The sequence below is a fragment of the Streptomyces sp. YIM 130001 genome (genome assembly GCF_003574445.1).
Taxonomy (GTDB): Bacteria; Actinomycetota; Actinomycetes; order Streptomycetales; family Streptomycetaceae; genus Streptomyces.
Window position 1 is genome coordinate 15,062 of record NZ_KZ984551.1, and the last position, 26,248, is coordinate 41,309.

Annotated in this window: 19 protein-coding genes; 6 read left to right on the top strand and 13 right to left on the bottom strand. The window is 72.4% G+C overall.

Annotation, left to right across the window (positions count from 1 at the left end):
• Positions 1-74 precede the first annotated feature (74 nt).
• The 4 genes from DSC45_RS07840 to DSC45_RS07855 are packed head-to-tail and all read right to left on the bottom strand — an operon-like array spanning position 75 to position 7,386.
• Complete coding sequence (locus DSC45_RS07840; protein ID WP_119288508.1) at positions 75-3,719, bottom strand: hydantoinase B/oxoprolinase family protein; 3,645 nt, start codon at positions 3,717-3,719, stop codon at positions 75-77.
• Positions 3,720-3,748: 29 nt separating this feature from the next.
• Positions 3,749-4,144: a DUF742 domain-containing protein gene (locus DSC45_RS07845; RefSeq protein WP_119288514.1), complete on the bottom strand. Its 396-nt coding sequence runs from the start codon at positions 4,142-4,144 to the stop codon at positions 3,749-3,751.
• Between the two features lie 9 nt (positions 4,145-4,153).
• Positions 4,154-4,597, bottom strand: a complete 444-nt coding sequence (locus DSC45_RS07850; RefSeq protein ID WP_119288515.1) for a roadblock/LC7 domain-containing protein — start codon at positions 4,595-4,597, stop codon at positions 4,154-4,156.
• On the bottom strand, positions 4,594-7,386 hold the full coding sequence (locus DSC45_RS07855) for a sensor histidine kinase (protein WP_119288517.1): 2,793 nt from the start codon (positions 7,384-7,386) through the stop codon (positions 4,594-4,596). Before DSC45_RS07855 ends, DSC45_RS07850 begins: the two co-directional genes overlap by 4 nt.
• Positions 7,387-7,799: 413 nt before the next feature.
• Between DSC45_RS07855 and DSC45_RS07860 the strand changes: the two genes are divergently transcribed.
• Positions 7,800-8,219, top strand: coding sequence for a hypothetical protein (locus tag DSC45_RS07860; RefSeq protein WP_240434534.1), 420 nt, complete (start codon positions 7,800-7,802; stop codon positions 8,217-8,219).
• Positions 8,220-8,297: 78 nt separating this feature from the next.
• Here DSC45_RS07860 and DSC45_RS07865 read toward each other — a convergent pair whose 3' ends face one another.
• The 4 genes from DSC45_RS07865 to DSC45_RS07880 form a co-directional block, all read right to left on the bottom strand.
• Entirely contained in the window at positions 8,298-12,968 is a 4,671-nt protein-coding gene (locus tag DSC45_RS07865; RefSeq protein ID WP_119288521.1) for a hypothetical protein, read from the bottom strand.
• A gap of 56 nt (positions 12,969-13,024) precedes the next feature.
• On the bottom strand, positions 13,025-13,918 hold the full coding sequence (locus DSC45_RS07870; RefSeq protein ID WP_119288523.1) for a hypothetical protein: 894 nt from the start codon (positions 13,916-13,918) through the stop codon (positions 13,025-13,027).
• Positions 13,919-13,976: 58 nt separating this feature from the next.
• Positions 13,977-15,482 carry a hypothetical protein gene (locus DSC45_RS07875; protein WP_119288525.1) on the bottom strand — a complete coding sequence of 502 codons (1,506 nt, stop codon included), beginning with the start codon at positions 15,480-15,482 and terminating at the stop codon, positions 13,977-13,979.
• Between the two features lie 179 nt (positions 15,483-15,661).
• Positions 15,662-16,735, bottom strand: coding sequence for an alkene reductase (locus DSC45_RS07880; RefSeq protein ID WP_119288527.1), 1,074 nt, complete (start codon positions 16,733-16,735; stop codon positions 15,662-15,664).
• A 117-nt stretch (positions 16,736-16,852) separates the two neighbouring features.
• Between DSC45_RS07880 and DSC45_RS07885 the strand changes: the two genes are divergently transcribed.
• Positions 16,853-17,230, top strand: coding sequence for a MerR family transcriptional regulator (locus DSC45_RS07885; protein WP_119288529.1), 378 nt, complete (start codon positions 16,853-16,855; stop codon positions 17,228-17,230).
• A 44-nt stretch (positions 17,231-17,274) separates the two neighbouring features.
• On the opposite strand, the gene DSC45_RS07890 is transcribed toward DSC45_RS07885, so the two are convergent.
• Both DSC45_RS07890 and DSC45_RS07900 read right to left on the bottom strand, forming a co-directional pair.
• Positions 17,275-18,696, bottom strand: a complete 1,422-nt coding sequence (locus DSC45_RS07890) for a HEAT repeat domain-containing protein (protein WP_119288531.1) — start codon at positions 18,694-18,696, stop codon at positions 17,275-17,277.
• Positions 18,697-18,989: 293 nt separating this feature from the next.
• On the bottom strand, positions 18,990-19,382 hold the full coding sequence (locus DSC45_RS07900; RefSeq protein ID WP_119288533.1) for an ankyrin repeat domain-containing protein: 393 nt from the start codon (positions 19,380-19,382) through the stop codon (positions 18,990-18,992).
• A gap of 297 nt (positions 19,383-19,679) precedes the next feature.
• On the opposite strand from DSC45_RS07900, the gene DSC45_RS07905 reads away from it, so the two are divergent.
• Complete coding sequence (locus DSC45_RS07905) at positions 19,680-19,874, top strand: hypothetical protein (protein WP_030360399.1); 195 nt, start codon at positions 19,680-19,682, stop codon at positions 19,872-19,874.
• 37 nt (positions 19,875-19,911) lie between these two features.
• A complete protein-coding gene (locus tag DSC45_RS07910) occupies positions 19,912-21,588 on the top strand; it encodes a hypothetical protein (RefSeq protein ID WP_119288535.1) in 1,677 nt (558 codons plus the stop codon).
• 33 nt (positions 21,589-21,621) lie between these two features.
• Here DSC45_RS07910 and DSC45_RS07915 read toward each other — a convergent pair whose 3' ends face one another.
• Entirely contained in the window at positions 21,622-23,121 is a 1,500-nt protein-coding gene (locus tag DSC45_RS07915) for an SCO1417 family PLP biosynthesis transcription factor (protein ID WP_119288536.1), read from the bottom strand.
• A 101-nt stretch (positions 23,122-23,222) separates the two neighbouring features.
• Between DSC45_RS07915 and DSC45_RS07920 the strand changes: the two genes are divergently transcribed.
• Both DSC45_RS07920 and DSC45_RS07925 read left to right on the top strand, forming a co-directional pair.
• Positions 23,223-23,882, top strand: coding sequence for a membrane protein YczE (locus DSC45_RS07920; RefSeq protein ID WP_119288538.1), 660 nt, complete (start codon positions 23,223-23,225; stop codon positions 23,880-23,882).
• A gap of 287 nt (positions 23,883-24,169) precedes the next feature.
• The gene (locus tag DSC45_RS07925) at positions 24,170-24,547 is read left to right on the top strand and encodes an RNA polymerase-binding protein RbpA (RefSeq protein WP_119288540.1); all 378 of its coding nucleotides are present in this window, start codon (positions 24,170-24,172) and stop codon (positions 24,545-24,547) included.
• 145 nt (positions 24,548-24,692) lie between these two features.
• Here DSC45_RS07925 and fxsA read toward each other — a convergent pair whose 3' ends face one another.
• Both fxsA and DSC45_RS07935 read right to left on the bottom strand, forming a co-directional pair.
• Positions 24,693-25,268: an FxsA family membrane protein gene (gene fxsA / locus DSC45_RS07930; protein WP_119288542.1), complete on the bottom strand. Its 576-nt coding sequence runs from the start codon at positions 25,266-25,268 to the stop codon at positions 24,693-24,695.
• A gap of 80 nt (positions 25,269-25,348) precedes the next feature.
• Positions 25,349-26,134: a polyprenol monophosphomannose synthase gene (locus DSC45_RS07935; RefSeq protein WP_119288544.1), complete on the bottom strand. Its 786-nt coding sequence runs from the start codon at positions 26,132-26,134 to the stop codon at positions 25,349-25,351.
• Positions 26,135-26,248 lie beyond the last annotated feature (114 nt).

The window sequence follows — 26,248 nt, forward strand, 5'->3', positions numbered from 1 at the left end:
GGCTCACTTCGGTCGAACTGCCTTGTGCGGTAAGGAAGTTCCGCGGAAGACTCTAGCGGCGCGGAGCCGACCGTTCACCCGCGGTGGGCGATAGGCCCGGAATCGTTCCGTCCGGCATCCGCGGCAGGCGGGCCGTAGCCTCCGCCACCCGGGGTTTCGACGACCAGGACGTCACCGGCCGCCAGTTCGGCCGAGTCGCTGCCCTCGAGCTCCTCGACGGTGCCGTCCGCACGCTCGATCCGGTTCGAGCCGAGCGCGCCGGGCTCGCCGCCGGCCATGCCGTACGGGGGTACGCGGCGGTGTCCGGACAGTGTGGAGACGGACACCGGTTCCAGGAAGCGCAGTCTGCGTACCGCCCCGTCCCCGCCGGGCCAGCGGCCGCGGCCGCCGCTGCCGGGCCGTACGGAGAAGTCCTCGAGGAGCACCGGGAGCCGCCACTCGAGGACTTCGGGGTCGGTGAGGCGGGAGTTGGTCATGTGCGGCTGCACCACCGGTGCGCCGGGGAAGCCGTCGCCCGCGCCCGAGCCGGAGGCCAGAGTCTCGTAGTACTGGAGGCGGTCGTTGCCGAAGGTGACGTTGTTCATCGTGCCGGAGCCTTCTGCCTGCACGCCCAGTGCGGCGTAGAGGGCGCCGGTGATGGCCTGCGAGGTCTCCACATTGCCCGCGACCACGGCGGCGGGCGGTTCGGGCGACAGCATGGAGCCGGGCGGGACGATGATGCGCAGGGGACGCAGGCAGCCGTCGTTGAGCGGGATGTCGTCGCCGACGAGGGTGCGGAAGACGTACAGGACGGCCGCGTTGACGACGGCGTAGGGGGCGTTGAAGTTGCCGGGCAGCTGGGCGGAGGTGCCGGTGAAGTCGACGGTGGCGGTGCGCTCGGCGCGGTCGACGGTGACGGCGACCGAGATGGTCGCGCCGAGGTCTGTCTCGTAGGCGCAGCTTCCGTCACCGAGGGTGTCGATGACCCGGCGGACGGCGTCCTCCGCGTTGTCCTGCACGTGCCGCATGTAGGCCTGGACGACGTCGAGGCCGAAGTGCCGGATCATGGCGCCGACTTCCTCCACGCCCTTGGCGTTGGCGGCGATCTGGGCGCGCAGGTCGGCGAGGTTGGTGGCAGGGCTGCGTGAGGGGTACGGACCGGAGGTGAGCAGGCGTTCGGTCTCCGCCTCGCGGAATCTGCCGTCCTGGGTGAGCAGCCAGTTGTCGAAGAGGATGCCCTCCTCCTCGATGCGGCGGCTGCCGGCGGGCATCGAGCCGGGGGCCATGCCGCCGATCTCGGCGTGGTGGCCGCGGGAGGCGACGTGGAAGAGGATCTCGTCGCCGTCGAAGACGGGCGTGATCACCGTGACGTCGGGCAGGTGGGTTCCGCCGTGGTACGGGTCGTTGACCGCGTAGGCGTCGCCCGGCCGCATCCGGCCCCGGCGTCGGCGGATGACCTCCTGGACGCTGGTTCCCATCGAGCCGAGGTGGACGGGGATGTGCGGGGCGTTCGCGACGAGGTTCCCGTCCGGGTCGAAGAGCGCGCAGGAGAAGTCCAGGCGTTCCTTGATGTTGACCGACTGCGCGGTGGATTCCAGGCGCGCGCCCATCTGTTCGGCGATGGACATGAAGAGGTTGTTGAAGACCTCGAGGAGTACGGGGTCGGCGGCGGTGTCCGCGGTGAGTTCCTCGGCGGGTGCGGTGCGCCGCATCACGAGGTGGCCCTCGTCGTCGACAGCGGCCTGCCATCCGTCGTCCACGACGGTGGTGGCGTTGGCCTCGGTGACGATCGCGGGGCCGGTGACCGACTCCCCCGGCACCAGGTCGGTGCGGCGGTGCAGGGGCACCTCACGGCGCCGGCCGCCGGTGTGCAGGATGACGGTCTCGGGGGCGTCTCCACGCGCGCGTGGAGCACGTTCTCCGGAAGGCTCTTCGGGTGCGGTGAGGTCGGGCGGCTCCGTGACGCCGGTGGCCTCGACCGTCAGCGCCTCGACCACCAGCGGCCGGTCGAGGACGAAGGAGTACGTGGCCCGGTGCGCTTCCTCGAAGTCCCGGCGCATCGTGCCGGATTGGGTGAGGTCGACGGTGAGGGCGGTGTCCGTGCCGTCGTAGCGCAGCAGGGCGCGGCGGACGGTGCGGATGCGGTCCTCGGGGACGGCTTCGTCGAGCAGTTCCTGGCGGGCAGCGGATTCCAGTGCGTCGGCGGTGGTCTCGATATCCGGCATCGAGGCCTCTTCGAGCGGTGCCTCCACGGACTGTTCGCGCATCGCCGTGGTGTCGGCGAGGCCGATCCCGAGCGCGGACAGCACCCCTGCCATGGGCGGCACGAGGACCGTGCGGATGCCCAGCGAGTCGGCGACCGCGCAGGCGTGCTGGCCCCCGGCGCCACCGAAGGTCGTGAGGGCGTAGCGCGTGACGTCGTGGCCCTTCTGCACGGAGATCCGCTTCACGGCGCCGGCGATGTTGGCCACGGCGATCCGCAGATATCCCTCGGCCACCTGCTCGGGCGTGCGGTCGTCGCCGGTCTGCCGTGCGATGTCGGCGGCGAGCCGGGTGAAACGGTCACGGACGAGACCCGCGTCGAGCGGCTGGTCGCCGTCGGGGCCGAACACCCGTGGGAAATGCGCGGGTTGGATGCGTCCCAGCATCACGTTGGCGTCGGTGACCGTGAGGGGTCCGCCGGCCCGGTAGCACGCGGGTCCCGGGGTGGCGCCCGCGGAATCCGGGCCCACGCGGTACCGGCTGCCGTCGAAGTGCAGTACCGATCCGCCGCCTGCGGCCACCGTGTGGATGTCGAGCATGGGCGAACGCAGCCGTACTCCGGCGATCTGCGTCGTGTACACGCGCTCGTAGTCGCCGGCGTGGTGCGAGACGTCGGTCGAAGTGCCGCCCATGTCGAAGCCGATGACCCGGTCGAAGCCCGCGCGCTGCGACATCCGGACCATGCCGACGATGCCGCCGGCGGGACCGGACAGGATCGCGTCCTTGCCGCGGAAACGGCCGGCGTCGGTGAGCCCGCCGTTGGACTGCATGAACATCAGGCGTACCGCGCCGAGGCTGGCCGCCACCCGGTCGACGTAGGCGCGCAGCACCGGCGAGAGGTAGGCGTCGACGACGGCCGTGTCACCGCGCGGGACCAGCTTCATCAGCGGGCTGACCTCGCTGGACAGGGAGATCTGGGGGAATCCGGTATCGGCGGCGAGACGGCCGACGGCCTGCTCGTGCCCGGGGTACAGGTGGCTGTGCATGCACACCACCGCGACGGCGCGGATCCCGTCCCGGTGGGCCGCACGGAGTTCCGTGGCGAGCAGGTCGAGGTCGGGCGGGGTCAGGACGGTGCCGTCGGCGGTGATCCGCTCGTCGACCTCGATGACACGCTCGTGGAGGAGCTCCGGCAGGACGATCTCGCGGGCGAAGATCTCGGGCCGGTTCTGGTACGCGATGCGCAGCGCGTCCCGGAAACCGCGGGTGACGACGAGGGCGGTGCGTGCGCCCTTGCGCTCCAGGAGGGCGTTGGTGGCCACCGTGGTGCCCATCCGGACGACATCGACGGGAGCGGAGGCGAGATCGTCGTCGGGGGCCGCGCCGAGCAGTTCACGGATGGCCTCGACGGCCGGGTCTGCGTGGGGTTCGGGTCGCTCGGACAGGAGCTTGTGGGTGACCAGGGTGCCGTCGGGCCGTCGGGCCACGACGTCGGTGAACGTACCGCCGCGGTCGATCCAGAACTGCCAGCCTGTCACTGCGCTCTCCCGCTCGGTGTGCACGCCGTTCAGAGCGCGCGCAGTCCGCTGATCACATCCCGCAGAATACTCTCGTCGGGCAGTTGCGCAGGGGGGACGGGACGCGAGACGTGCACCAGGTCGTCATCCACGAGGTCGCCGACGAGGACCCTCACGACCCCGATCGGCAGGTCGAGCTCGGAGGCGAGCTCTGCCACGGACAGCGGCGCGTCCTGGCAGAGCTCGACTATCGACACGTGCTCGGGCGCCAGCGTCCGGTCGGCGCCCGCGTCCTCGGTGCCCTCCTCGGACATGACCAGGGCGATCAGGTCGAGGCGGTGCTGGGACGCGCTGCTGGTGCGCCCGCGCGTCATCGCGTACGGACGCACCACCGGCCCGGCGTCGTCGTCGAACCAGTGGGGCGTCCCGTTACCGTCGCGGCTCATGCCATCCCACTACCCGCCCGCGGGCGTTTCGGTACGTGGAGCCGTACCCAAATGCACGCCGACCCGCTTGACCAGGAGCGTCATCTCGTAGGCGACCTGGCCGACGTCCGAGTCGGCGTCGGAGAGCACGGCGAGACAGCTGCCGTCGCCCGCGGCCGTGACGAACAGGAAGGCGTCGTCGAGCTCCACGACGGTCTGGCGGACCCGGCCCGCCTCGAAGTGCCGGCCGACGCCCTTGGCCAGGCTGTGGAATCCGGACGCCACGGCGGCCAGGTGCTCGCTGTCCTCGCGGGTGAGGTCCTTGGAGACCCCGGTGGCCAGGCCGTCGCCGGACAGGACGACGGCCTTGCGGATGCTGGCGACGCGCGCGACGAGGTCGTCGAGGAGCCAGTTGAGTTCGCCGGAGCCTCCTCGGCTTCCGTACGGCCCTGAGGCAGTCTGCGGTGCGGTCATCGACCGTCCCCTTCGGGTGTGGTGCGGTGGTCGGCGGCGGGATCCGGGGGTGTGGATTCCGCCGTTTCGCGCGAGGGTGCTTCGGCGTCGGCCGAGGCATCTGCGCTTCCGGCGCCGTTGCCGGTACCGGGGTCGTCGGTCGGGTCGGGGGCGGCGTTGCGCTCCCGGCCCCGCTGCCAGCCGCGCTGGAGGGAAGCCATCCTGCTGCGCACCTCGTCGGCGTCACGGTCGGCGGGCGCCTGCTCGGTGTCGGCCGTACGGGATGCGGAATCCCTGAGCTGCGGCGCGATGCTGGCCTGGCGCACGCGTCGGGGCAGACCGGCGTGCGGTGGGCCGGCGGCGGGCTCCGCGGGTCCGCCGGGCGCGGCTGGTTCACCACCGCGCGGACCGGGGCGGTCCGTGGCGGGGGCGCGCTCCTCGGTGGGCCCGGGCCGCCGCGCGGGCGTCGCGTCGTCGGCCTCGTCGTCGGCGGGTGTGCGGGCGTGCGGCACGGTCCGGCCGTGCGAGCTGACGAGCTTCGGGGTGCGGCGGCGCGGGAGCGGCACCGGTGAGCCGTCGGAGGGCGTCGGCCGGGACGGCTCGCGCCGCTCCACGGCGGGTTCGTCGGCCTGCTGGTGCTCGCGCGGGCCGGAGGTGAGCCGCTTGCGCGGCCGGAACAGACCGCCGCGCTCACTGTCGTCGTCCGCGAGGTCGCCGGCCGTCGCAGTCGGTTCGGCCGAGCGGGCGGCGCCGCGGATCTCCGGCTCAAGTTCGACCGGTCCGTCCAGGATCGACGGCGGGAGGCCGGGCAGCCGGGACGGTACCTCGGTGAGCTTGCCGGTCCGGTCGTCGGGCAGCAACGCGCGCGCGGGCGCGCCCGGACCGCGGTCGAGCCGGAAGCCGGCACCGTCGGTGTCGACCGCGTCGGTGAGCAGGGCCTCCGGAATGAACACCACCGCGGTGGTGCCGCCGTACGGCGACTTCTGCAGGGAGACGCGGACGTTCTGGCGCTGCGCGAGACGGCTGACGACGAAGAGGCCGAGGCGGTCGGTGTCGGAGAGTTCGAAGTCGGGGGTCTCGGCGAGCCGCAGGTTCGCGTCGAGCAGCGCCTCGGAGGTCATGCCGAGGCCGCGATCGTGGATCTCGAGCGTGAATCCGTTCGCGACGCGTTCGCCGTGCACCTGCACCGCGGTGTGCGGTGGCGAGAACACGGTGGCGTTCTCCAGGAGCTCGGCCACCAGGTGCGTGACGTCACCGACGGCCGGGCCGGTCACGGCGACCCGTGGCAGTCGGCGCACCTCGACGCGCTCGTAGTCCTCGACCTCGGCGACCGATGCCCGTACGACGTCCATCAGTTGGACGGGTTTGCGCCACTGGCGGGAGGGGGCGGCGCCGGAGAGGATGACCAGGCCCTCGGCGTGCCGCCGCATGCGGGTGGTGAGGTGGTCGAGGCGGAACAGGTCGGCCAGCTCGTCGGTGTCGTCGGTGCGGCGTTCCATGGTGTCGAGCAGGGTGAGCTGCTTGTGCAGCAGGACCTGGCTGCGGCGGGCGAGGTTGACGAAGACCTCGGACACTCCGCGGCGCACGTCGGCCTGCTTGACCGCGGCCTCCACCGCCGCTCGCTGCAGGGTGTTGAGCGCCTGGCCGACCTGGCCCATCTCGTCACGGTCGTACTCGAGCCGGGGGGCCTCTGTCTCGACATCGACGTGTTCGCCTGCCGCCAGGCGGCGCATCACGCTCGGCAGCCGTACGCCGGAGGCCTCGTGGGCCTCCTTGCGGAGCCGGGTGAGGTCGCGGACGAGGGAGCGGCCGATCCGTACCGACAGGAAGAGCGAGACCAGCAGGGCGAGCAGACCGAGCACGCCGGCCACCGCGGCCTGGACGAGGACCTTCATCGCCACCGGCTGGACACGGTCCTGCAGCCGGTCGCTCGCACCGGAGTTGAGCTTGCCGAGTTGGTCGAGTGCGCCGGTGGAGGCCTGCGACCAGGATGCGGAACTGAGGCCGCGGGGCTTGCCGGGGTCGGAGGCGAGCAGGGTCTTCTCGGCGGCGCGCAGAGGCGCGGTGGCCGGGCTCTTCCAGAAGCGTTCGTAGCGCTGGCGTTCGGCCTGGGGCAGGGCTTCGAGACTGATCTCGTTGCGCTGGGTACGCAGGACGACGAGTTCGGAAACCTGGCGCAGTTCCTTGCTGTTGATGGAGCCGGTGGCCAGCGCGGCACTGACCAGGGCGTCCTCGCGGGCCAGCAGTTCACGCGCGTGTGCGAGGCCGACCAGGGCCCTGCCCTGCTGGTCCATCTCGGAGTCGTCGATGGCGCCGACGTCGGTGAGGAAGGTGTAACAGGGGTCGATGAGGCGGTTGTAGAGGTCGAGCGCCTGCCCGGCGGTGAGCGGGCCGACCTCCACGGAGCGGCGCAGGCTCGCGATGCCGTCGAAGGCCTCGATGATGGACGCGAGGCGTTCGCCGGATTCGCCGTCCAACTCCTCGCGTACGTCCGGGTCCTCGGCGCTGGCCCGGGCCCGGGCGACGGTCTCGTCGGTCGTCGCGCGCTGCCGGCGCAGTGAGCTCAGGGCGTCGGAGGCACGCGGATCTGCCAGGTAGACCAGTGTCTGGCGGCGCTCGGCCTGCAGAACCTGGACGGTGTCCTCGATCGGCTCACCGACCTTGTCGGCGACGAACGAGACATCGAGCAGCTGCTCGGCCTCCCGGCCCGTGATGACCGTCGCGAAGCCCCAGATGGCAGTGAGGGACACCAACGGCACAAGAAGCAACGCCACGATCTTCCGGCGGATGGATTTCCCGCGAAAGCGCATGGCCTCCCCCAGCTCAGCCCCTCGACGGGGGTACTTGCGTCAATAATCTGCGCGAGCCTACTACTGACGAGTGAGCAACTCGAAGGCTTGTCCGGGCACTTTCCGGCCGCCCTGCAAAGCTTGCGTCATGAGTTGTCCGTTCTTACCCGGAGATGGACACCCACCGGCTTCGATGTGATCTACAGCCCACTCTCGGTGAGCCAGTGGCCAGTTGGCCGGAATTTTTCGTCGGGACAACCGAGTAGGGGAATTCTTGAAGGGGTTCAATCGTCAGTTCCGGTAGGGAGTCGGCGGATCGCGCCCATGTTCCGCATGAGGCGCCGAAACCACCCATGAAGGCGGCGTGAACCGGTGCAAGCCGGGCAGTCAAGGAGGCATCGCCTCCGGGGACCGGGGCGAGTGGCTGCGAAGTGATGAAGAGAGACGGTCGAATGGGGACGGCAGAACAGCACATGCCGGAAAGCGAATTGTGGATCGACGAACCGGTGGCCCAGCCCCGGATGCCCGATCCGGTACGGACCGCCGCAGTCCGGGCGGTGCTCATAGTGTCGTTGACCCTGATCCAGGCCATGGTCGCCTTCCTCTGCACGATCGCCGGCTCCTGGCTGGCCTTCCCCATGGTGCTCTCCAGCGTCGCCAGCACCGTCGTGGCCACCTGGGGCGTACTGGACGTATGGGTCACCCGCCAGGTCTGGAACCAGCGCAACGGCGTCGTCTCCTCCCCCGGCAGCACCGCCCGCCGGCTGCGCAAGGAGCGCCGCCGCGCCCGTCGCGCCGCCCGCGCCACGGCTCGGGCCCGGCCAGCCGGCAGCGGTCACCTCTCACGGGCCTGACCGGCCGGACGCTTCCGGTGTCCCGCTGATCCGCGGTGTCCCGTCGATCCGCCGCGGCAGGCAGGGCCGCGGCGGCCCTCAGACCTCCACGGCCGGTTTACGGAACATACGCGTGGCCGTGATCTCGCCCTGGATGGCCTCGCCCTCGGCCTCCGGCGCGGGCAGTCCCGGCCGCAGGTGCTCCTCCACGCTGATGTACTTCAGCCCCGCGCGTAGGTCCGCATCGTTGCGCAGCCGGATGACCAGGGGGAACTCGGCGAGCGCCGTGGTGTCGAAAAGCCCTGTGGTGTACAGGAGTTGGACCCCGAGGGCGTCGGCCACAGCCCGCTGCAGTTCGAGCAGATACGTGGCGTTGGCCCGCCCGATCGGATTGTCGAGGAACAGGGTGCCGGCGTGCCGGTGCTTGTCCCGGCCGCGGTCGTTGCTGCGCAGTGCGGCCATCGTGCAGTAGAGCGCGATCGCGGCCGTGAGCAGCTGGCCACCGGAGAAGACATCGCCCATCTGCCCCACCGGCACCCGCTCGGCGCGCAGCACGGCGTCCGGCTTGAGGATCTCGACGGACACCCCTCGAGGTTCGAGTGCGGCCTGGACTCCCCGCAGGAGCAGGGACATTCCGTCCCTGCGCAGATCGGAGTTCTTGCGGACGGCCGCTTTGGTGGCCTCGTCCACGACCTCGCCGAGGCGTTCCACCAGGGTCGCCTGGTCCGGCTCCTCGAAGCGGATCCGCACGAATTCCTGGCCCGACCACTCGCCGAGGCCCTCCGGCAGGCGGGACAGACGCTGCGCGGAGCGCAGGGTGGCGAGCGCGGTGCCGACCAGTCCGCGCAGCCGGTCCACGATGCTGTCGCGGTTGCGTTCCAGTTGCTCCAACTCGTCGGTGAGGACGCGCAGTCGGGGCGCGAAGGCCTCGGCCCAGCGTGCCGCGTGCTCGGGCAGGGCGGCGGCGGGCAGCTCCCTGATCTGCTGCCTGGCCGGGGTGCGGACCTGCTCGTAGCGCGTGGCGTTGGCGTGCCGGACCAGGACGTCGCTCGCCTCCCGCACCGCCGCTTCGGCCGCGGACAGGTCCGCGGCGCAGCCGCGCAGCGAGCGCCGCGCCTCCGCCGCTGCCGTACGGGCCTGCTCCAAGGTCCCCGGATACGGCTCGGGGTCGCCGTCCTCGTCGTCCTGATGGTCCCGCAGCAGGTCCCGCAGCAGTGCGGCCGTCTCGTCGAAGCCGCCCGCCGCGTCCTCCGCCGCGCGGTGGTCGGCGAGCAGCGCGGTGTGGGCCTGCCCCGCCCGTTCGAACGCCTCGGCCGCGGCGGCCCGCTCGGCGGTCGCCGCGCGCAGCAGCTGCTGCGCGTGGTCGGCGTCGGCCGGCACCAGGTCGTCGGCCAGTTCGGTGTGTGCGGCCCCGTCCTCGGGCGACAGGCGCTCGGCCTCGCCGCGCAGGCGTCCCAGCTGCTCGCTCGCCGTGGACGCCCTGGCCTCGAGCATCTGGACCAGGGACTCGGCACGGGCGGCGGCGGCCTGCCGGGAGGGTCCGTCCGCTCCGTCCGGCCCTTCGAGGAGCTGGGCCGCGCGGGTGCGGACCTTGTTGGTCAACCGCTCGAGCTCGGCGGTGGCGGAGCTCTCCTCGCTCTCCGCGCGGGCCTGTTCGGCGCGCAGGTCGGCACCGACACCGACCTTCTCGTACAGCTGGGAGGCGGCGCGGTACGCCTCGCGCAGGGCGGGCAGCGGCGCGCGGGGGCCGTCCGCCTCCGGAATCTCGTCCGGCGCGCCCGCGATCTCGGCCCGCTCGGCGCGCAAGGTCCGTGCGGTGCGCCGGGCGTCGTCGGCGGCGCGCTGGGCTGCGCGGCGGTCCTCGTCGGCGGCCCGTGCCCGCTCGAGGCAGGACTGCGCCTGCCCCTCCGACTCGGCCGCGTCGTCGGCGAGTTCGCGCAGCCGCGCCTGCCAGCCGGAGCGCTCGCGGAGCCGGAACGCCAGGCCGGCCAGAGCGTCCGCGGCCCGGCGGGCCCGCTGCGCGGCGTCCTGCCGTTCGTCGCGCACCCGCGCGGCGTCCGCCGCTGACTCGTCGGCCTCCATCCGCCGGGCACGGGCCTCGGCGAGCTCGGCCTCCGACTCCTCGGCGAACTCCCGTGCCACCCGGGCCGCTTCGGCCAGCTCGGCAAGGCGGCCCGCCGGGCAGCCGGCGCGCCAGGACGCCAGTCGGGAGGCGAGCTCGCGGTCCTTGCCGAGGCGGTCCGCGAGCGCTCGGATCTCCTCGTCACGGGCGGCGGCCCGGCTGCGCAGCGACTGCCGCTCGGCGTCCGCCGCATGCTCGTCGTGCATCGCCGGGTTCGGCGGTACGAGGAACACGTCGCCGTGGTCCGTCCCGGAATCCGGCGCCGGCGCGAGCAGCGCCGCCGCGGTGCCGACCGCGACCGTGGAGCGCGGCAGCAGTGCGGCCGCCGCGAGCGCCTCACGGGCTCGCGCGTGGGCCGCCGGGTCGGTGAGGACCACCCCGTCGACGAGCTCGGGGCGGGCGGCGAGGACACGTGCGTGGTCCACCGGGTCGACGGCCTGCGCCAGGTAGCGCCAGCCGGGCAGCGCAGGGATGCCGTGCTCGGCCAGGTACTCGACGGTGGCCAGCACGTCGGGTCCGGGCGGCAGCAGTCCGCCGTCGCCGAGCGCGCCGAGAATGCGTGCGTCGTCGGCGGCGGCGGTACGGAGATCGAAGAGCTGGCGCTCGGCGCCGGCGACACCCTGGTCGAGCAGCTCACGCAACTCGTCGGCGAAACGGTCGAGTTCGGCCGCGCCCAAGGGGCCGTCCGCGGCCCGGCGGAGTACAGGGCCCCCGGACGGCTCCGGCGCGGTGGGCTCCGGTCCGCCCGCCTCGGCCCCGGCGCCCCGCGGGGCGGGCACGGACCCGCTCGCGGCCGGCAGCGTGCCCGGCAGACTGAGCAGCTCCGCGAGCCGTTCCTCGGCGGCGAGGACCTCCGCCGTACGAAGCTCCGCCGTGTACGCGACGTCGGCCGCATCGGCGGCGTCGGCCGCACGGGCCGCGGTGAGTTCGGCGCGGCCCTCGGTGGACGTCGTGTCGCGGGCCAGGTCCGCGGCGGTACGGGACGCGTCGCGCGCGAGGTCCCACGCCTCGACGGCCGTCTGCTCGGCGTCGCTGGCGGCGAGCGCCGCCCTGGCCGGGTCGGCGTCCGGGGCCGAGTCGTCGAGCCAGCCCGCGCGTACAGCCTCGTCGGTCTCCTGCTCGACCTCGGCGAGGCGTTGGCGCAGGTGACCGGTCTCGCTGCGGGCCCGTTGCGCTTCGGTGGCCGCGGCGGTGGCGTCGCGGTGGGCCGCCTCGCCGGTCTCCTGCAGGACGGCGGACCGCTCCTCCTCGCCGTTCGCCAGGGTCTCCGCTTCTTCCGCTGCGGCATGCAGCGCACGGACCAGATCGGCGGCCGCGCTCGCGCGGGCGGCGAGGGCCGGCGCCGCGTCCCGTTCGGCCTCGCGGATGGCGGCGGCCACGCGTGCGGTGCGGTCGGCCGATGCACGGTGCCGGAGTACCGCTTCAGCGGCCTGCCAGGCGGAGTGCAGGGTGCGCGCGTCGGCCAGCTCGCGCTTCTGCGACCCGGCGGCCTTCTCCGCGGCGGAGAGCGCCAACGACGCGTTGCGGTAAGCGAGTTCCGCGGCGATCGCCGCTCGCGTGTCCTGTTCCCGGCCCGCTTCGGCGACGTGCTGCTCGGCCGCCGCGAGCCGTTCGGCCAGGTCCGCGGTGCGGCCGCGCTCCTCGGCGGCACGGGCCGAGAGGCGGCCGGCGAGGGTGCGGGTGCGGCGTTCGGCGCCCGCATGCACGTCACGTGCGCGTGCCCGCGCCTCGGTGGACTCCACGATGCGCCCGAGCAGGTCGACCGAACCGGCCGTGAAGTCTCGCTCCGCGATGAGCTCCGCGCGACGGCCGAGCTTCGTGCCGAAGCTGCTGACCAGGTCGGCGAGGCCGTCGGTGTCGCGGGTGTCGGTGACGGCCCGCAGCAGCAGGTCGGTGAAGTCGGAGTCCTTCTTGACCGCGAAGAGCCCGGCCGCCTCACCCTCGTCCGCGTTCATCTCCCGCTGGTAGCGGAAGAGTTCGGGGTCGAGACCGAGGTCGCCCAGGTGCTCGTTCCACCGGTCGTGGATCTCCTCCCAGTGCACCTCCAGGTGCGGATACGCCTTGCCCGCCTCGGCCAGCGCGTCCCGGAAGCCCTTCATGGTGCGCCGCCGCCCGCTGGCCCCCGAAGCGCCTTCGGCGTGCGGGCGCACCGCGGTGGCCTCGGCGACCGGCAGATTGTCGAGACTGAGGCCGGGACCGGGCCGGAACGAGTACCAGCCCTCCGCGAACTTCCGCGGGTCGCTGGACACTTGCCGCCCCCGCCACTCGCTCGCCTTACCGACGACGACGGCCTCACCGGTGAGGGTGTGCTGCCACTCGAGAGCCACGTGACCGCAGTCGTCGGCGAGCAGGAACTTGCGCAGTACGCCGGAGCTCGCGCCGCCCAGGGTGTTGCGGTGGCCCGGCAGCATGACCGAGAAGATCAGTTTGAGCAGGACCGACTTGCCTCCGCCGTTCTCCAGGAAGAGGACACCGGCCGGGGCGGGCCTGCGCGGCGGCCCGGTGGGCTCGTCCTCGAAGAACTCCGCCTGGGCGGGCGCGGGTTCGGGCACGGTTTCGCCGACGCCGCGCAGGTCGAGCACGGTGTCGGCGTAGCGCGCCCCCGCAGGGCCGATCGAGTAGAGGCGGACCCGGGACAACTCGTACATGGCGGCGGACTCTCGTGGTGGGTCGGTGATCGGGGGTACGGACGGGTGGGGGCCTGTCAGGCCCGGTCGGCGTGCAGGGGCAGGCCCGCGTCGGCGACCAGGCCCACTTCCTGCGGGTCGGCGGGCGGCAGCAGACTGGCGGAGCCGTCGGAGACCGGCACCACACCCAGTTCGAGCAGCTCGGCGAGGGCGGCGCTGCCGGCCGTGTCCCGCACCTGCAGCTGGTAGCGGGCGGTGGTGCGGTAGGTGCCTCCGGAGTCGTCACCGGTGCGCTGCAGAAATCCGGAGTCGGTGAGGAAGGCGACCGCCTTTCCGACGATGCCGGTCGTGGAACCGGCGAGACGGCGGGCGTCCTTGGTCGCCCCGGTGGCACTGCGCCGCGCCCAGACCCGCCATGCGGCCTCGAGACCGGGGGCGTCGGTGGCCGGGTCCGTGTTCTCCCCGCGCTCGTCCGCGCGCTCCTCCAGGCGGCGGCAGGCCTGCCGCACGAAGGCGTCCACACCGTGCACGGTGACCCGCCCGATGTATCCGTCGTCGGCGAGGTCCTCGGGGCGCGGGAACGCCATCGCGGCGACGGCGAGGTGGGCGAGGCCGTGCAGGAAGCGGTCGCCGGTGTCGGATGCGGCGCGGCGCGCGTAGTCCCCCATCCGTACGGCGAAGACGGAGTCCTCGGCGGCCGTGACGGCCATGCCCGCGCGCGCGGAGACCTCCAGCACGACAAGGCCGAGGCCGCTCGCGACGGCGTCGGCGAGGCGGGCGAAGGGCGGGTCCTCGCGGTACCGCCGGAGCAGGTCGGCGTACTCGGCGTCCCTGGCCGGCTGCAGCTTCGGCTGCAGCCCGAAGGACACCAGGCGGGCCGCGTCCGCGGCGTCGGCCGGGGTGACCGGAGCGGGCGCCGGGCGGGCCTCGGGCTCACTCCACGCGGCCCTGTCTGCGTGGTGGTCGCTCACGGCTGGTGCTCCTCGATAGGGGTGATGTGCGGGGTCCGGGGTGGGGTGGGCGGGGCCATCAGACAGCCTCGGTACGTCCGGCGGCCATGCCGACGGCGTCCAGCAGCGCGGTGCCGACGATCAGGTCCGCACCGCCGAACTCGGGGTCGTCGAGCTGCGTGCCGTCATCGACGGCGAAGAGCAGCCGTGGCTCGCCCTGCCGGTAGGCGGTGCCCACCGGCGGGCTGGCGGCGTGCACGGCCAGGAGTGCCACCAGATAGGGCAGTTCGGGGTCGGTGCGGCGGGCGTCGGCGAGCAGACCGGAGAGTCTGCGCGGGGCGTCGTGCGCGATGTCCAGGAGGTCCGTCGCGACTGCCAGCTGCTCCTCGCTGAAGCGGCTGTCGTCCGGGGTCGCGATCAGGTCGGGCTCGGGCATCTCGGCACCCAGGTGTGCGCGCTCCACGGGCGGCGTCAGGAGCAGGTCCACCAGGTCGCCGAGGCGGACGGCGGACGGTGTGCGCAGTCCGGTGCCGTTCGCGAAGAAGGCGTCGGTGACCCGGCCCGCCTGCTCCAGCGGCAACGGCAGCGCGGGAGCGAGCAGTTGGCCGTACAGGTCGAGTCCGGTGTGTGCGGCGGGCGGGGCGAAGGCCTGCCGGTCCTGCTCGGCGCGGAACAGCGGTCCTGCCTCGAGGAGCCGGGACTGGAGCTGGGTGTGCCTGCGGATGCAGTCCTTGACGATGTCGACCAGTTCGGCGGCGCGGCGCTTGTGCTCGTGGTCCTCGGCCTCGTCCCGGGCCTTGCGGATGTTCATCAGGATGGCGTTCTCGTGGCGGTAGCGGTCGGCCACGTGGGCGAGCGCCTCGTCGATCATGTCGGGTACGGACTGCAGCCAGTCCACCGCCCGTACGTTGCGCCGGGTGGCGTCGAGGGCGCGGCGCAGGGTCTCGGAGTACTGGACGGTCCGGTACCTGGCCTGCTCGGCGGCAAGTTGGGCGTCGGCGAGCCTGCCGCGGTTGATCAGTACCTCGAGCTTGACCTCGGCGGCGATCTGGGCGCTGGTGACGTCGGTGTCCAGGGCTCCCACCAGGACGTTGACCGCTTCGTCGGTGGTGCGCAGGTAGACGCCGCCTCCGGTGCCCGGCACCTCCTCGACGAGCTTGAAGTCGTAGTCCCTGCGGACGTAACTGCCGTCGGGGGCGAAGGTGCCGTAGACGGCGCGGAAGCCGCGGTCGACGCTGCCGACGTTGATCAGGTTCTCCAGGACCCAGCGGGCCACGCGCTCGTGTTCGTCGGCGGGCCGGCCCGGAGCCTGGGCGGCCACGCGGGGCACGAGTCTGGTCACTATCTGGTCGTGGTCGGCGCCGGTGTCGAAGTCCATGTTGAGCGTGACGAGGTCGATGGCCGAGAGGGCGACCTCCGCCATCGCGTACACCGCATAGGCACCCGCCAGATTCGCCTTGCGTACGTCCAGGTCGTGCAGCGGGGCGGTGCAGGCGAGCGCGCGCAGCCGCCGGGCCAGGCCCTCGTCGGCGGCCGGGCCCGGGGCCGGGGACGGGACGGTCTTGGCCTGGGCAGGTGCAGTCACGACGGCAAGATTAGGCGCTAGCACTGACAACAGCCGAAACGGCACAGATGCGGGTGCTTGTCCGCTGCCCGGCGGACCGGCCCGCCACGCTAGGGGCGACCCCGGTCCGCCGCTGTCAACCGCGCGCCGACCACGGCCCGTTGAAGGACGACCTGGCCGACGGACCCGTCACGTCCGTCTCAGGCCGTGTGCTGGTACGCCGGGTACGTGAGGTATCCCGCGTCGCCGCCCTGGTAGTACGTCGCCTCGTCCACCGGGGCGATCGGCAGGTTGGTGCGCAGGCGCTCGACGAGGTCGGGGTTCGCCACGAAGGCGCGACCGAAGCTGATCAGATCGGCTCCGAGGCCGAGCCAGCGGTCGGCGTCGGCGGGCCCCGCCTGCTTGGGCCCCATCGGCAGCGAAGGGTTCATGATCAGCGTCCCGGGCCAGGCGCGGCGCAGCCCCGACAGGACCTCTTCGTCCGCGGTGGCCTCGAGGTGGACGTAGGCCGGCCCCAGCGCGGCCAGTTCATTCCGCAACTCGCCGTACAGCACGGGCACATCACGCTCCTCGACGCCCCAGAATCCCCCGCCAGGGGAGAGCCGGATGCCGGTCCTGGCGGCCCCGACGGCGTCCACGGTCGCCGCGACCGCCTCGACGGCGAAGCGGATCCGGTTGGCCGTCGACCCGCCGTAGCGGTCGGTGCGCAGATTGGCGTTCGAGGAGAGGAACTGCGAGATCAGATAGCCGTTCGCGCCGTGCAGCTCCACACCGTCGAATCCGGCGTCGACGGCCCGCCGCGCCGCTTCGGCGTACGACCGGGCGTGCTCCGGCACCTCGGAGGTGGCCAGAGCGCGGGGCATCGGCGCGGGTCGCGGTCCGGCCGGAGTGAACACGTCGCCGTCGGCCGCCACCTGCGAGGGCCCGACGGGCTGCATCCCGATGGTGTCCGGATGCGAGACCCGTCCTCCGTGCATGATCTGGGCGAAGACACGGCCGCCGTTGGCGTGCACCGCCCCGGTGACCGGGCGCCAGGCGACGACCTGCTCGTCGGTGTGGAGCCCCGGCGTCCCCGGGTTGGACTGGCCGATCGGACTGGGCTGTACGCCCTCGGTCACGATGAGTCCGGCGGTGGCCCGCTGGGCGTAGTACGTCGCCATCGAGGGCGTCGCAAGACCGCCGGCGGCGGCCCGGACCCGTGTCATCGGAGCCATCACCACACGGTTGGGCAGGGTGAGTTCACCGAGCTGATGGCGGTCGAAAAGTGTCGTCACGGCAGGACTCCCTTGTGAGGCGATAGGCCCGGTTCCAGGCCTGCCGGTTACGCTAGAACCTCACACGGATGTCAGGGTCAAGGCCCTGTGTCCCGCATCACAGCCAGGAGGGGTGGCATGCGCATCGGAGAGCTCGCGACACGGACGGGCGTCAGCGTCCGGTCACTGCGGTACTACGAGGAACAAGGACTTCTCGCCAGCACGCGCAGCCCCGGCGGCCAGCGCCACTACACGGACGAGGAGGTCGAACGGGTCGCCTTCATCCAGCGCTTGTACGCCGCGGGCCTGTCCAGCCGCACCATCGCCGAACTCCTCCCGTGCGTGGAGGCCCCCAGCGAGGAGACCACCGACGCTTCGCTGGAACGCATGGCACAGGAGCACGAGCGGCTCTCGGCGCACATCGAGGATCTGATGCGCACACGGGACAGCCTCGAGAACGTGATCGCCACCGCCCGCGCCCACCGCGAGCGCCAACGGTCCGCACTCGCCCACTGACCCGTGCACGATCCGCCGCCGGCCGCGCACCCGGCCCGTCGGACCTACGCCGTGGCCTCGGGCCCGATCCGGCTGCGGACCGCGGTCTGCACCTCGTCCTCCTCGGCGGGATCCGCCGCGAGCCGGCGCAACTGCTCGACCACGCGCGCGTCGCCGGTCTCCGCGTGCCGGGCCGCGACCTCCCGGGTGGACTCCTCGCAGTCCCACAGGCACTCCACCGCGAAGCCGGCGGCGAAGGTGGGATCGGTGGCGGCGAGGGCGCGCGCCGCCCGGCCGCGCAGATGCGACGAGGCGGTCTCCCGGTACACGTGGCGCAACACGGGCGCCGCCGCGGCGATACCGAGCCGCCCGGCCCCGTCGACCAGTTGCCAGAGCGAGGGCGAGCCGGCCCGTTCGTCGTCGCGCACCGCACGGCGCAGCGCGGACAGCACGAGCGCGTGATCGCGTACTCCGCCACGGCAGGCGAGCACACGGCCCGCGGCGGCGCCCAACTCGTCCGCCCGGTGCACCCACACCCGGGCACGCGCCACGGCGTCCTCGCCGGGCATGCGCTCAAAAGCGTCGACGGCGGCATCCAGCACGACCCCGGGTTCACCGGGGGCGACCGCGGCCTCGATCAGACCGAGCACCTCGGGATCGCGTACGGCCGCCAGATAGCGCAGCGCCGTCGCGCGGGCGCCGTCACGCCCGGACCGCGCCGCGTCGAGAATCTCGGGCCGGTCCTCGTCGCCGGCCACGGCGGCCAGGCAACGGGCTGCGGGCAGATGCCGGCCGGGCCCGCGCTCGACTGCCTCCTCGGCCCAGTCGAAGACGGCCTGCACGCTCCATCCCGGACGCGGCCCGGTACTGCTGAGCTGGCGCTGCCACTGGTCGAAGGAGCCGCGTTCACCGGCGGCACGCACCCGGCCGGAGATCTCCGGCCGCGGGTCGTCGGCCCACAGCCGCCACGGCCGGGGCTCGAAGGCATCGCGCACGGCGGCGGCGAGTTCCCTCTCGCCCTCCGCGGTCCGCGGGAATCTGGCCAGGACGGGGCCGGCGAGCTCCTTGAGTCCCGCGTCCTCGTCGCGCAGGGCCAGCTCGTCGAGGGCCCAGGCCCAGCTGGCGCCGGTGGCCGCGTACCGGCGCAGCAGGACGAGTGCGTCCGCGCGCCCGTAGGAGGCGAGGTGGCCGAGTACCGCGAGGGCGAGTCCGGTGCGTGACTCGGCGTCGTCGAGCGCGTCCTCCACGCAGAACAGGTGCTGTTCGATCTCGTCGAGGCCGCCGTGCAGGTCGACGTAGAGACGGGCGTAGTAGAGCGAGCGGTTCTCCACCTGCCAGTCGTGGCGTGGATCGCTGGTCACACAGGCGTTCAGTGCCGCGAGTGCCTCGGAACGGGGCGCGGTGAGTGCGTGCAGCGTGCCGTCGCCCCGCCCCCGCTGGAGCAGGCCGAGCAGCGTACCGCTGGGCGCTATGACCGTATCGAACATGGAATGAGCCTCACATCAAGCTGTCGACGCAACAGGGGATCGCTTTACCTGGCCGCGCGACAACAGATGCGACTGCCCGTCGTCTCTCGCTTGCTGAAGACCATCTTCCTCTGCCTCTCGTCGATGACCCGGAACGGGCCGTTCACGGCCCGCGTGCTGCGGCGTCTGCCCAGCAGTCGTGTCCGTGAATCACGCCGTCATGATGACCCAGCGGTTCAGCCCGCCGCGACCACATTTCCGCTCATCGCCGCGCCGGCCCGGCACCGCGGGGTCGCCGGGCGTTCAGCCGGCGCTCACGCGGACCCGAACCGCTCGAGCAGTTCCTCCTTGCCGAACATCCGGGCGGTGTCCACGGCCGATGGCGTCCCGGCCGCCGGGTCGGCACCGCCGTCGAGCAGGGCCCGCACGACCTCGTCCTCGCCCTTGAACACGGCGCCGGCGAGCGGGGTCTGGCCGCGGTCGTTGACCCGGTTCGCGTCGGCGCCGCGCTGCAGCAGCGCGCGGACCGCGGCGGGGTGCCCGTGATAGGCGGCGAGCATCACCAGGGTGTCGCCGCGGTCGTTGGTGAGATTCACCGGCACGCCCGCGTCGAGGTACGCCGAGAGGGCCTCGGTCTCGCCCTGCCGCGCCAGATCGAAGATCTTCGTGGCGAGCTCCACGACCTCCGGATCGGGTGCCTCAGTCATCGGCAGGACCGCCTTTCGCTACGGAATGGGTGGGGCCGTCCGGGCGTCGGTGAGTCCTCGGCCGACCGGGTGAATCGCCAGCGTACTGCCCAGGTGGGCACATGAGTCCGCCCGCCGGAGGCAATGATCGTCGCCGTACCGCAGCGGCCCCGTCTCCACACCCGGGTGGCCCTGAAGTGCTGCGCCGCATCGGTGAAATCGGCGGAATTTCACCCAGTTGCACCTTTTATCGTATGGATACATGCTGTGAGCCTGGAAGAACTCATGGTGACTGTCCCCCTCAACCAGGAGACCCTCATGATCCTGTCCATCTCGGGCGTCGTACTGCTCGGAGTCATCGTCTTCCTCTTCTTCCGAAAAGACGGACTCAAGGCCTCGCACGCGCTGGTGTGCGCCCTGTTCGGCTTCTATCTCGCGGGCACCGCCATCGCCCCGAGCATCAAGGCCGGAGGAGCGAGCCTGGCCAGCCTCCTCGGCGGGATCAAGTTCTGACCTATCCGTCCCACCGGAACGACTTCAGGAGAACACCGTGGCCAGGCGACCACTCCCCCGCATCCTGACCAGCGGCACTGCCTCGATCACCCGCAGCAGGGAGCTGGCGAGAACCGCAGCCGACAGCGCCACCGACGTACTCCATCCCCTGATCACGATCACCCGGGGACTGCGCCGCCTTGCCGGGGCCGGGCGGCGCAAGTGGATCGAGACACCCAAGGACCGACGCGGTCCCGTGCTCTTCCTGGTGGCCTCCTGCGCCCTGGTCGTGGCCCTCGTCCCGTACGGACCCGTGCTCGCACTCGTCGCCCTGATGGCGGCCGCCGCGTGGGTCGGCCGTGACCGCACTCCCCCGCAGACCGGCCCGGACGACGCGCACACCGAGAGGCTGCAGGCCCTCTACGACGCGCTCGTGCCGTATTTCTCCGTGCCTGAGGACCCCAGTCCCCTCTTCGCGCACGGCGGTACATGGGACCAGGCCTTCGAGACCCACGATTTCGACGACGACGGCCGGGTCTGCCGTCTGGTCGTGCACTACCCCGCGTACTTCAAGGACGGCGAGACGGAGTCCCGCGCGCGGATCGAGCAGCTGCTCCAGGCAAAATCCGGCCGCGGCCGCGAATACCACTTCGACTGGGACGAGGAGGCCAACCGCCTCACGGTGACCGTCCTCTCCGCACTGCCGGCCGACATCAGTGCCCAGCGGTTCGTGACCTCGCCGGGCGAGACCGTGCTCGGCTTCACCGACGGCACCCATGTCCAGCGCACCCTGCCGGTGCAGACCGGTGACGAGCAGCGGGACGCGTCGCCGGTGGTCTGGCGCACGGGGATCCGCTCCACCGAGCCCCATCTGCTCGCGGTGGGCCAGCCCGGGAGCGGGACCTCCACGCTGCTGCGTTCCGTCGCCCTGCAGGCCCTGCAGAACGGCGACGTAGCCATCGTGGACGGCGGCGGCACCGGAGAGTACGCCTGCCTCGCCGGGCGCAACGGAGTCGTCGCCGTCGAATGCGGTGCGGCGGGTGCCTCCGCGACCCTCGAGTGGGCGTCGCACGAGACGGAACGGCGCCTGATCGCCGCCAACCGGGCCCGGCAGGAGGGACGGACCCCGCCCGAGGACACCCGTAGGCCGCTGTGGGTCCTGCTCGACCGGCCGAGCGCTCTGCTGCAGCTCGCGGAGGCCGATGGACGCCCCGACCCGCAGTCCCTGCTGCAGGTGCCGCTACGACACGGCAGGGCCGCCAACGTGACGGTCCTGGTGGCCGAGCAGTTCGACAGCCTGGACGCGCTGTCCGCCCCCGTGCGCCAGCACACCCGCGCGCGCGTGGTGCTCGGTCCCGCATCGCCGGGCCAGATCGAGTCGGTACTGGGCACGCGGCCCAACAGCACCCCGATCCCGGACGCACCGGCCGGCCGGGGCTACGCACGCCTGGGACTCGGCCCGGTGCACCGGCTCCAGGTGCCGGCGACCCCGGACCCGTACGACGACGCCACCAGCGACGCCCACCGGCAGGCCGTGCTCGACCTGCTGCCCGAGCGGCCCAAGCCCGCCACCGAGGTGCGGCCGGCGGTCGAGCTGCGGAAGGCGGGCCAGGAACAGCCCGCCGTCGAGGCGGAGTGCGCGATGGAGGGCCAGCAGGCGATCGAGCTGGAGCCCGCGGCCGAGACTCCGCCGGCGCTCGATGCGCAGCCGGCGACCGTCGCCGTCGAGAGGTGAAGCGGGCCGCCCCGGAGCCGTACCGGTGACGGGTCAGGCCACGTAGGTGCGCGGCGCCTCGGCGCCCGTTCCGGCTCCCTCACGGACCAGGCGCGCCGCGGCCGCGAGCCGCGTCGCCGCCTCGTCCGCCAGCGCTCCGCCCACGGTGAACGGCAGCCGTACGTATCCCTCGAAGGCTCCGTCGACGCCGAACCGCGGACCGGACGGGACCCTGACCCCGACCCGCTCCCCGACCTCGGCCAGCCGGGATCCCGACAGGCCTCCGGCCCGCACCCAGAGCGTCAGTCCACCGTGCGGGACCTGGAACTCGAATTCGGGCAGCTCGCGGCGCACCGCGGCGACCAGGGCGTCCCGGTTGCCGCGTGCCTGCTGCCTGCGCAGGTCCACGGCCTCGGCCCAGCCGCCGGTGGTCAACAGCCAGTTCACCGCGAGCTGTTCGAGCACCGGCGTACCCATGTCCGCGTACGCGCGCGCCGAGACCAGGCTCCGGATGACGTCGGGCGCCGCCCGCACCCAGCCGATGCGCATGCCAGCCCAGAAGGCCTTGCTGGCGGACCCGACCGTGATCACGGTGGACCCCGCCGGGTCGAACGCACAGACCGGGCGCGGCATCTCGACCTCGGTGTCGAGCCACAACTCGGACATCGTCTCGTCGGCGATGAGGACGGTACCGGCGGACCGAGCGGCCTCCACGAGCGAGCGCCGCTGACCGTCGTCGGGCAACGCGCCGGTCGGATTGTGGAAGTCGGCCACGACGTACCCGAGCCGCGGCGCCGCGTCCCGCAGCACCTGACGCCAACGGTCCGTGTCCCAGCCCGCGAGGCCGGGGGCCATCGCCACCGGCACCAGGCGTGCCCCCGCCTCGCGCATCAGCTGCAGGATGTTGGCGTACGACGGGGACTCGACGGCGATCCGCTCCCCGCGTCCGCCGAAGAGGTGACAGATGGCGTCGATCGCCCCCATGGCACCGGTGGTGACCATGATCTGCTCGGGCATCGTGGGGATGCCGCGCTCGGTGTAGCGGTCGGCGAGCATCTGCCTCAGCGCGGGCAGCCCGGCGGGATAGTCGCCGTGCGTGTGGGCGTACGGCGGCAGCTCTTCCAGGGCGCCCTGAACGGCGCGGGTGAGCCAGGGTTCGGGCGCCGGCAGTGCGGCGCAGCCGAGGTCGATCATCGAACCGAGCGCCTCCGGGGGCAACGGTTCCAGGCCGCGGGCAGGCAGCGGGTTGCCGGCCGGCACGGCGGTCCAACTGCCCGCTCCGCGACGGGATTCGAGAAAGCCCTCACTGCGCAGCGCCTCGTAGGCGGCGGCGACGGTGGTGCGGCTGACGTTCAACGCGAGTGCGAGCTCGCGTTCGGCGGGCAGTCGCGCGGCGACCGGCACCCGGCCTTCCAGGACGAGCAGCCGGACGCCGTCGGCGAGCGCACGATAGGCGGGAGGCCTGCGGGTGCCGGGTCCTGCGGGTCGTTCCTGCTGAGACCCGATCAGGCGGGCCAGCTGAGTGGCACCCACCGCCGACGTCCACTGCGCCATTCGAATCAGTCCACCTAACCTGAATTGGCCATGGTTCGAAGAGTCCAACGAGCCACAGAGTGTCACAGGCAAGTCCGCAGCGACCACCAGGGAGGCACCACTTGCCCGCCGACCCGACGCCACGAGCCCGCCGGCTCCCCCGCCGGCTGTTGCAGCTCTACGTCGGACTCGTGCTGTACGGCGCGAGTTCCGCCCTCCTGGTACGCGCCGGCCTCGGCCTCGAACCGTGGAACGTCCTGCATCAGGGCCTGGCCGAGCTGACCGGCCTGACGATCGGCGTGGTCTCGATCATCGTCGGCGCCGCAGTGCTTGTGCTGTGGATCCCACTGCGCCAGCGCCCGGGGCTCGGCACCGTGTCCAACGTCTTCGTGGTGGGCATCGCGTTGGACGCGACCCTCGCAGCCGCCCCGGACGCCCACACGCTCGCCGTACGCATCCCGCTGCTCGTCGCCGGGATCGTGCTCAACGGCGCGGCCACCGGCCTGTACATCTCGGCCCGCTTCGGACCCGGCCCGCGCGACGGCCTGATGACGGGCCTGCACCAGGCCACCGGCCGGTCGATCAGACTGATGCGGACGGGGGTGGAAGTGACCGTGGTCGTCGTGGGCTTCCTGCTCGGCGGGACCCTGGGAATCGGTACCGTCGCCTACGCACTCACCATCGGCCCGCTCGCACAGCTCTTCCTGCGCGTCTTCGCCATTCCCGAGACCGGCGCCGCCGCCGCGGAACCCCGACCGCGGCGCACGAGTTCTCGCCGCTGAGGCCGCGCGAACCTTTTGTCCGGCGGATTTACCCCTGAAGGCCAAAGGCCGGTAGTGTACGCCTTTGGCCTGCCGGATGGACCGTTACTGCGTGCCGAAGTATCGGAGACGCTGAGTGACATCTCCTGTCAGATGTGACAAACCGGGCACCGGTGGGTACAACAAGGGCGGCTACGACGGCGACACATGACCCGGAACCGGGAATCTTTACCGCCGACCGGACGTTGACCGGATGACGACGACAGCGACACCTGTCCTGTGGGCGACAAGCCCGGGAGGCACGATTCATGAGTGAGCGAGCTCTTCGCGGCACGCGCCTCGTGGTGACCAGCTACGAGACCGACCGCGGCATCGACTTGGCCCCTCGCCAGGCCGTGGAGTACGCATGCCAGAACGGACATCGATTCGAGATGCCGTTCTCGGTAGAGGCGGAGATTCCGCCGGAGTGGGAGTGCAAGGTCTGCGGGGCCCAGGCACTTCTGGTGGACGGCGACGGTCCCGAAGAGAAGAAGGGCAAGCCTGCGCGAACGCACTGGGACATGCTCATGGAGCGACGTACCCGTGAGGAGTTGGAGGAGGTCCTGGCCGAACGCCTGGCCGTCCTGCGCTCCGGCGCGATGAACATTGCCGTGCATCCGCGCGACAGCAGCCGTAAGTCCGCCTGACTCCACCGAGGCGACCAGCACGGCGAAGAACGAGAGCCGTGGGTGGCAGCACATTTCGATGTGCTGCCACCCACGGCTTTTTCATGGCCCGGCCCACGCGCAGCTCGCGCCGAGACTTCCCCCGGCCCAGGCAGAGCGATCCGGCTCAGGAAGCGATCGGCGGGCGCGGGCCTTCGTCCTGCGGCGGCGGAGTGTCGTCCCGGATCACCTCGCCGGGGACGACCTTGCCGTCAGGGCGATGCATACGGGCCTGTTGGTAGGCGTTCTCGAACGTCCCCGGGCCGGACTCGCGCAGGCGGCGCTCCATGGCCCGCTCGGAGCGGGCGGCGACCGTCTTGCGGACCGGCGGCAGCAGGAGCACCAGGCCGACGGCGTCCGAGACCAGGCCGGGGAGCATCAGGAGCAGCCCGCCGAGCATCGTCAGGCCGTTCCCCTCGGAGCGCCCCGAGGTGTCCGGTACGGCGCCCAGCTGGGCCGCCCTGAGCTGTTCGTTGAGGCTCTTGAAGGCGCGGCGGCCGGCACGCTTGATGACGATCCCGCCGAGAACGACTCCGGCGAGGAGCAGCAGGAAGACGGTCAGGCCGCCGGCGGCTCCTGCCACCACGCTGAGCAGCCAGATCTCCAGTACCAGCCAGGCGGCGAGGCCGAGCGGCAGGAACCTGCGCAGCCGCGAGCGCGGCGGTCGGGCGGACGGGGTCGGAGGCGGAGTGCCGGTCGTCATGACTCCAGTGTGCCCGCACACGCGTCCGTACGACGTAAACGGTCGACCGGACGCGAAGCCGACGAGCGGGACGCGGTGGGTCAGCTGCGCGGCCGCGACGGGCGCTTGCGCCCGCCGGTGACCTTGCCGAGCCGCTCCGAGACGCCCCAGGCGGTGACCCGCCACAGCGCCTCGACCAGGATGTCCCGGCTCATCTTGGAGTCACCGTGCTCGCGCTCGACGAACGTGATGGGCACCTCGACCACGTGGTATCCGGCCTTGACCGCGCGCCGGGCCAGGTCGACCTGGAAGCAGTAGCCCTGTGAGGCGACGGCGTCGAGGCCGAGTCCCTGCAGGGTCTCCTTGCGGAAGGCGCGGTAGCCGCCGGTGACGTCGCGGATCGGGACGTCGAGCAGCAGCCGCGAGTACAGGCTGCCGCCGCGGGAGATGAATTCGCGGGACTTGGGCCAGTTGACGACCCGGCCGCCGGGCACCCAGCGGGAGCCGAGCACCAGGTCCGCGCCCTTCAGTGCGGTCAGCAGCCGGGGCAGTTCCTCGGGGCGGTGCGAGCCGTCCGCGTCCATCTCGACGAGGACGTCGTAGCCGTTCTCGATGCCCCAGCGGAATCCCGCCAGGTAGGCGGCGCCCAGGCCTTCCTTGCCCTTGCGGTGCAGTACGTGGACGTGGTCGTCGCCGGCCTCGAGCTCGTCCGCCAACTTGCCTGTGCCGTCGGGGCTGTTGTCGTCCGCGATCAGCACGTGGGCGTCGGGCACGGACTCCCGCACCCTGCCGACGATCGGCTTGATGTTCTCCGCCTCGTCATAGGTCGGGATGATCACCAGAGCCGTGCCGAGCGGGCCGTACCGCCGCTGACCGCCGTCCTTCACTACTGCCCCTTAAGTCTGTACGCAGATGCCCCACCATAGTCGGCGGCCGGCGGTGCCCGACGGCCGCACGGGTGCGGGGGTGTCGGTGAGGCTGCGGTGTGGGGCCCGGCGCCC

What these genes read in the sequence shown, in the direction of transcription:
- DSC45_RS07845 (WP_119288514.1), bottom strand. Translation starts at nt 4,144, where the DNA reads ATGAGCCGCGACGGTAACGGGACGCCCCACTGGTTCGACGACGACGCC.
- DSC45_RS07850 (WP_119288515.1), bottom strand. Translation starts at nt 4,597, where the DNA reads ATGACCGCACCGCAGACTGCCTCAGGGCCGTACGGAAGCCGAGGAGGC.
- DSC45_RS07855 (WP_119288517.1), bottom strand. Translation starts at nt 7,386, where the DNA reads ATGCGCTTTCGCGGGAAATCCATCCGCCGGAAGATCGTGGCGTTGCTT.
- DSC45_RS07860 (WP_240434534.1), top strand. Translation starts at nt 7,800, where the DNA reads ATGAAGAGAGACGGTCGAATGGGGACGGCAGAACAGCACATGCCGGAA.
- DSC45_RS07865 (WP_119288521.1), bottom strand. Translation starts at nt 12,968, where the DNA reads ATGTACGAGTTGTCCCGGGTCCGCCTCTACTCGATCGGCCCTGCGGGG.
- DSC45_RS07885 (WP_119288529.1), top strand. Translation starts at nt 16,853, where the DNA reads ATGCGCATCGGAGAGCTCGCGACACGGACGGGCGTCAGCGTCCGGTCA.
- DSC45_RS07890 (WP_119288531.1), bottom strand. Translation starts at nt 18,696, where the DNA reads ATGTTCGATACGGTCATAGCGCCCAGCGGTACGCTGCTCGGCCTGCTC.
- DSC45_RS07900 (WP_119288533.1), bottom strand. Translation starts at nt 19,382, where the DNA reads ATGACTGAGGCACCCGATCCGGAGGTCGTGGAGCTCGCCACGAAGATC.
- DSC45_RS07905 (WP_030360399.1), top strand. Translation starts at nt 19,680, where the DNA reads ATGATCCTGTCCATCTCGGGCGTCGTACTGCTCGGAGTCATCGTCTTC.
- DSC45_RS07915 (WP_119288536.1), bottom strand. Translation starts at nt 23,121, where the DNA reads ATGGCGCAGTGGACGTCGGCGGTGGGTGCCACTCAGCTGGCCCGCCTG.
- DSC45_RS07925 (WP_119288540.1), top strand. Translation starts at nt 24,170, where the DNA reads ATGAGTGAGCGAGCTCTTCGCGGCACGCGCCTCGTGGTGACCAGCTAC.
- fxsA (WP_119288542.1), bottom strand. Translation starts at nt 25,268, where the DNA reads ATGACGACCGGCACTCCGCCTCCGACCCCGTCCGCCCGACCGCCGCGC.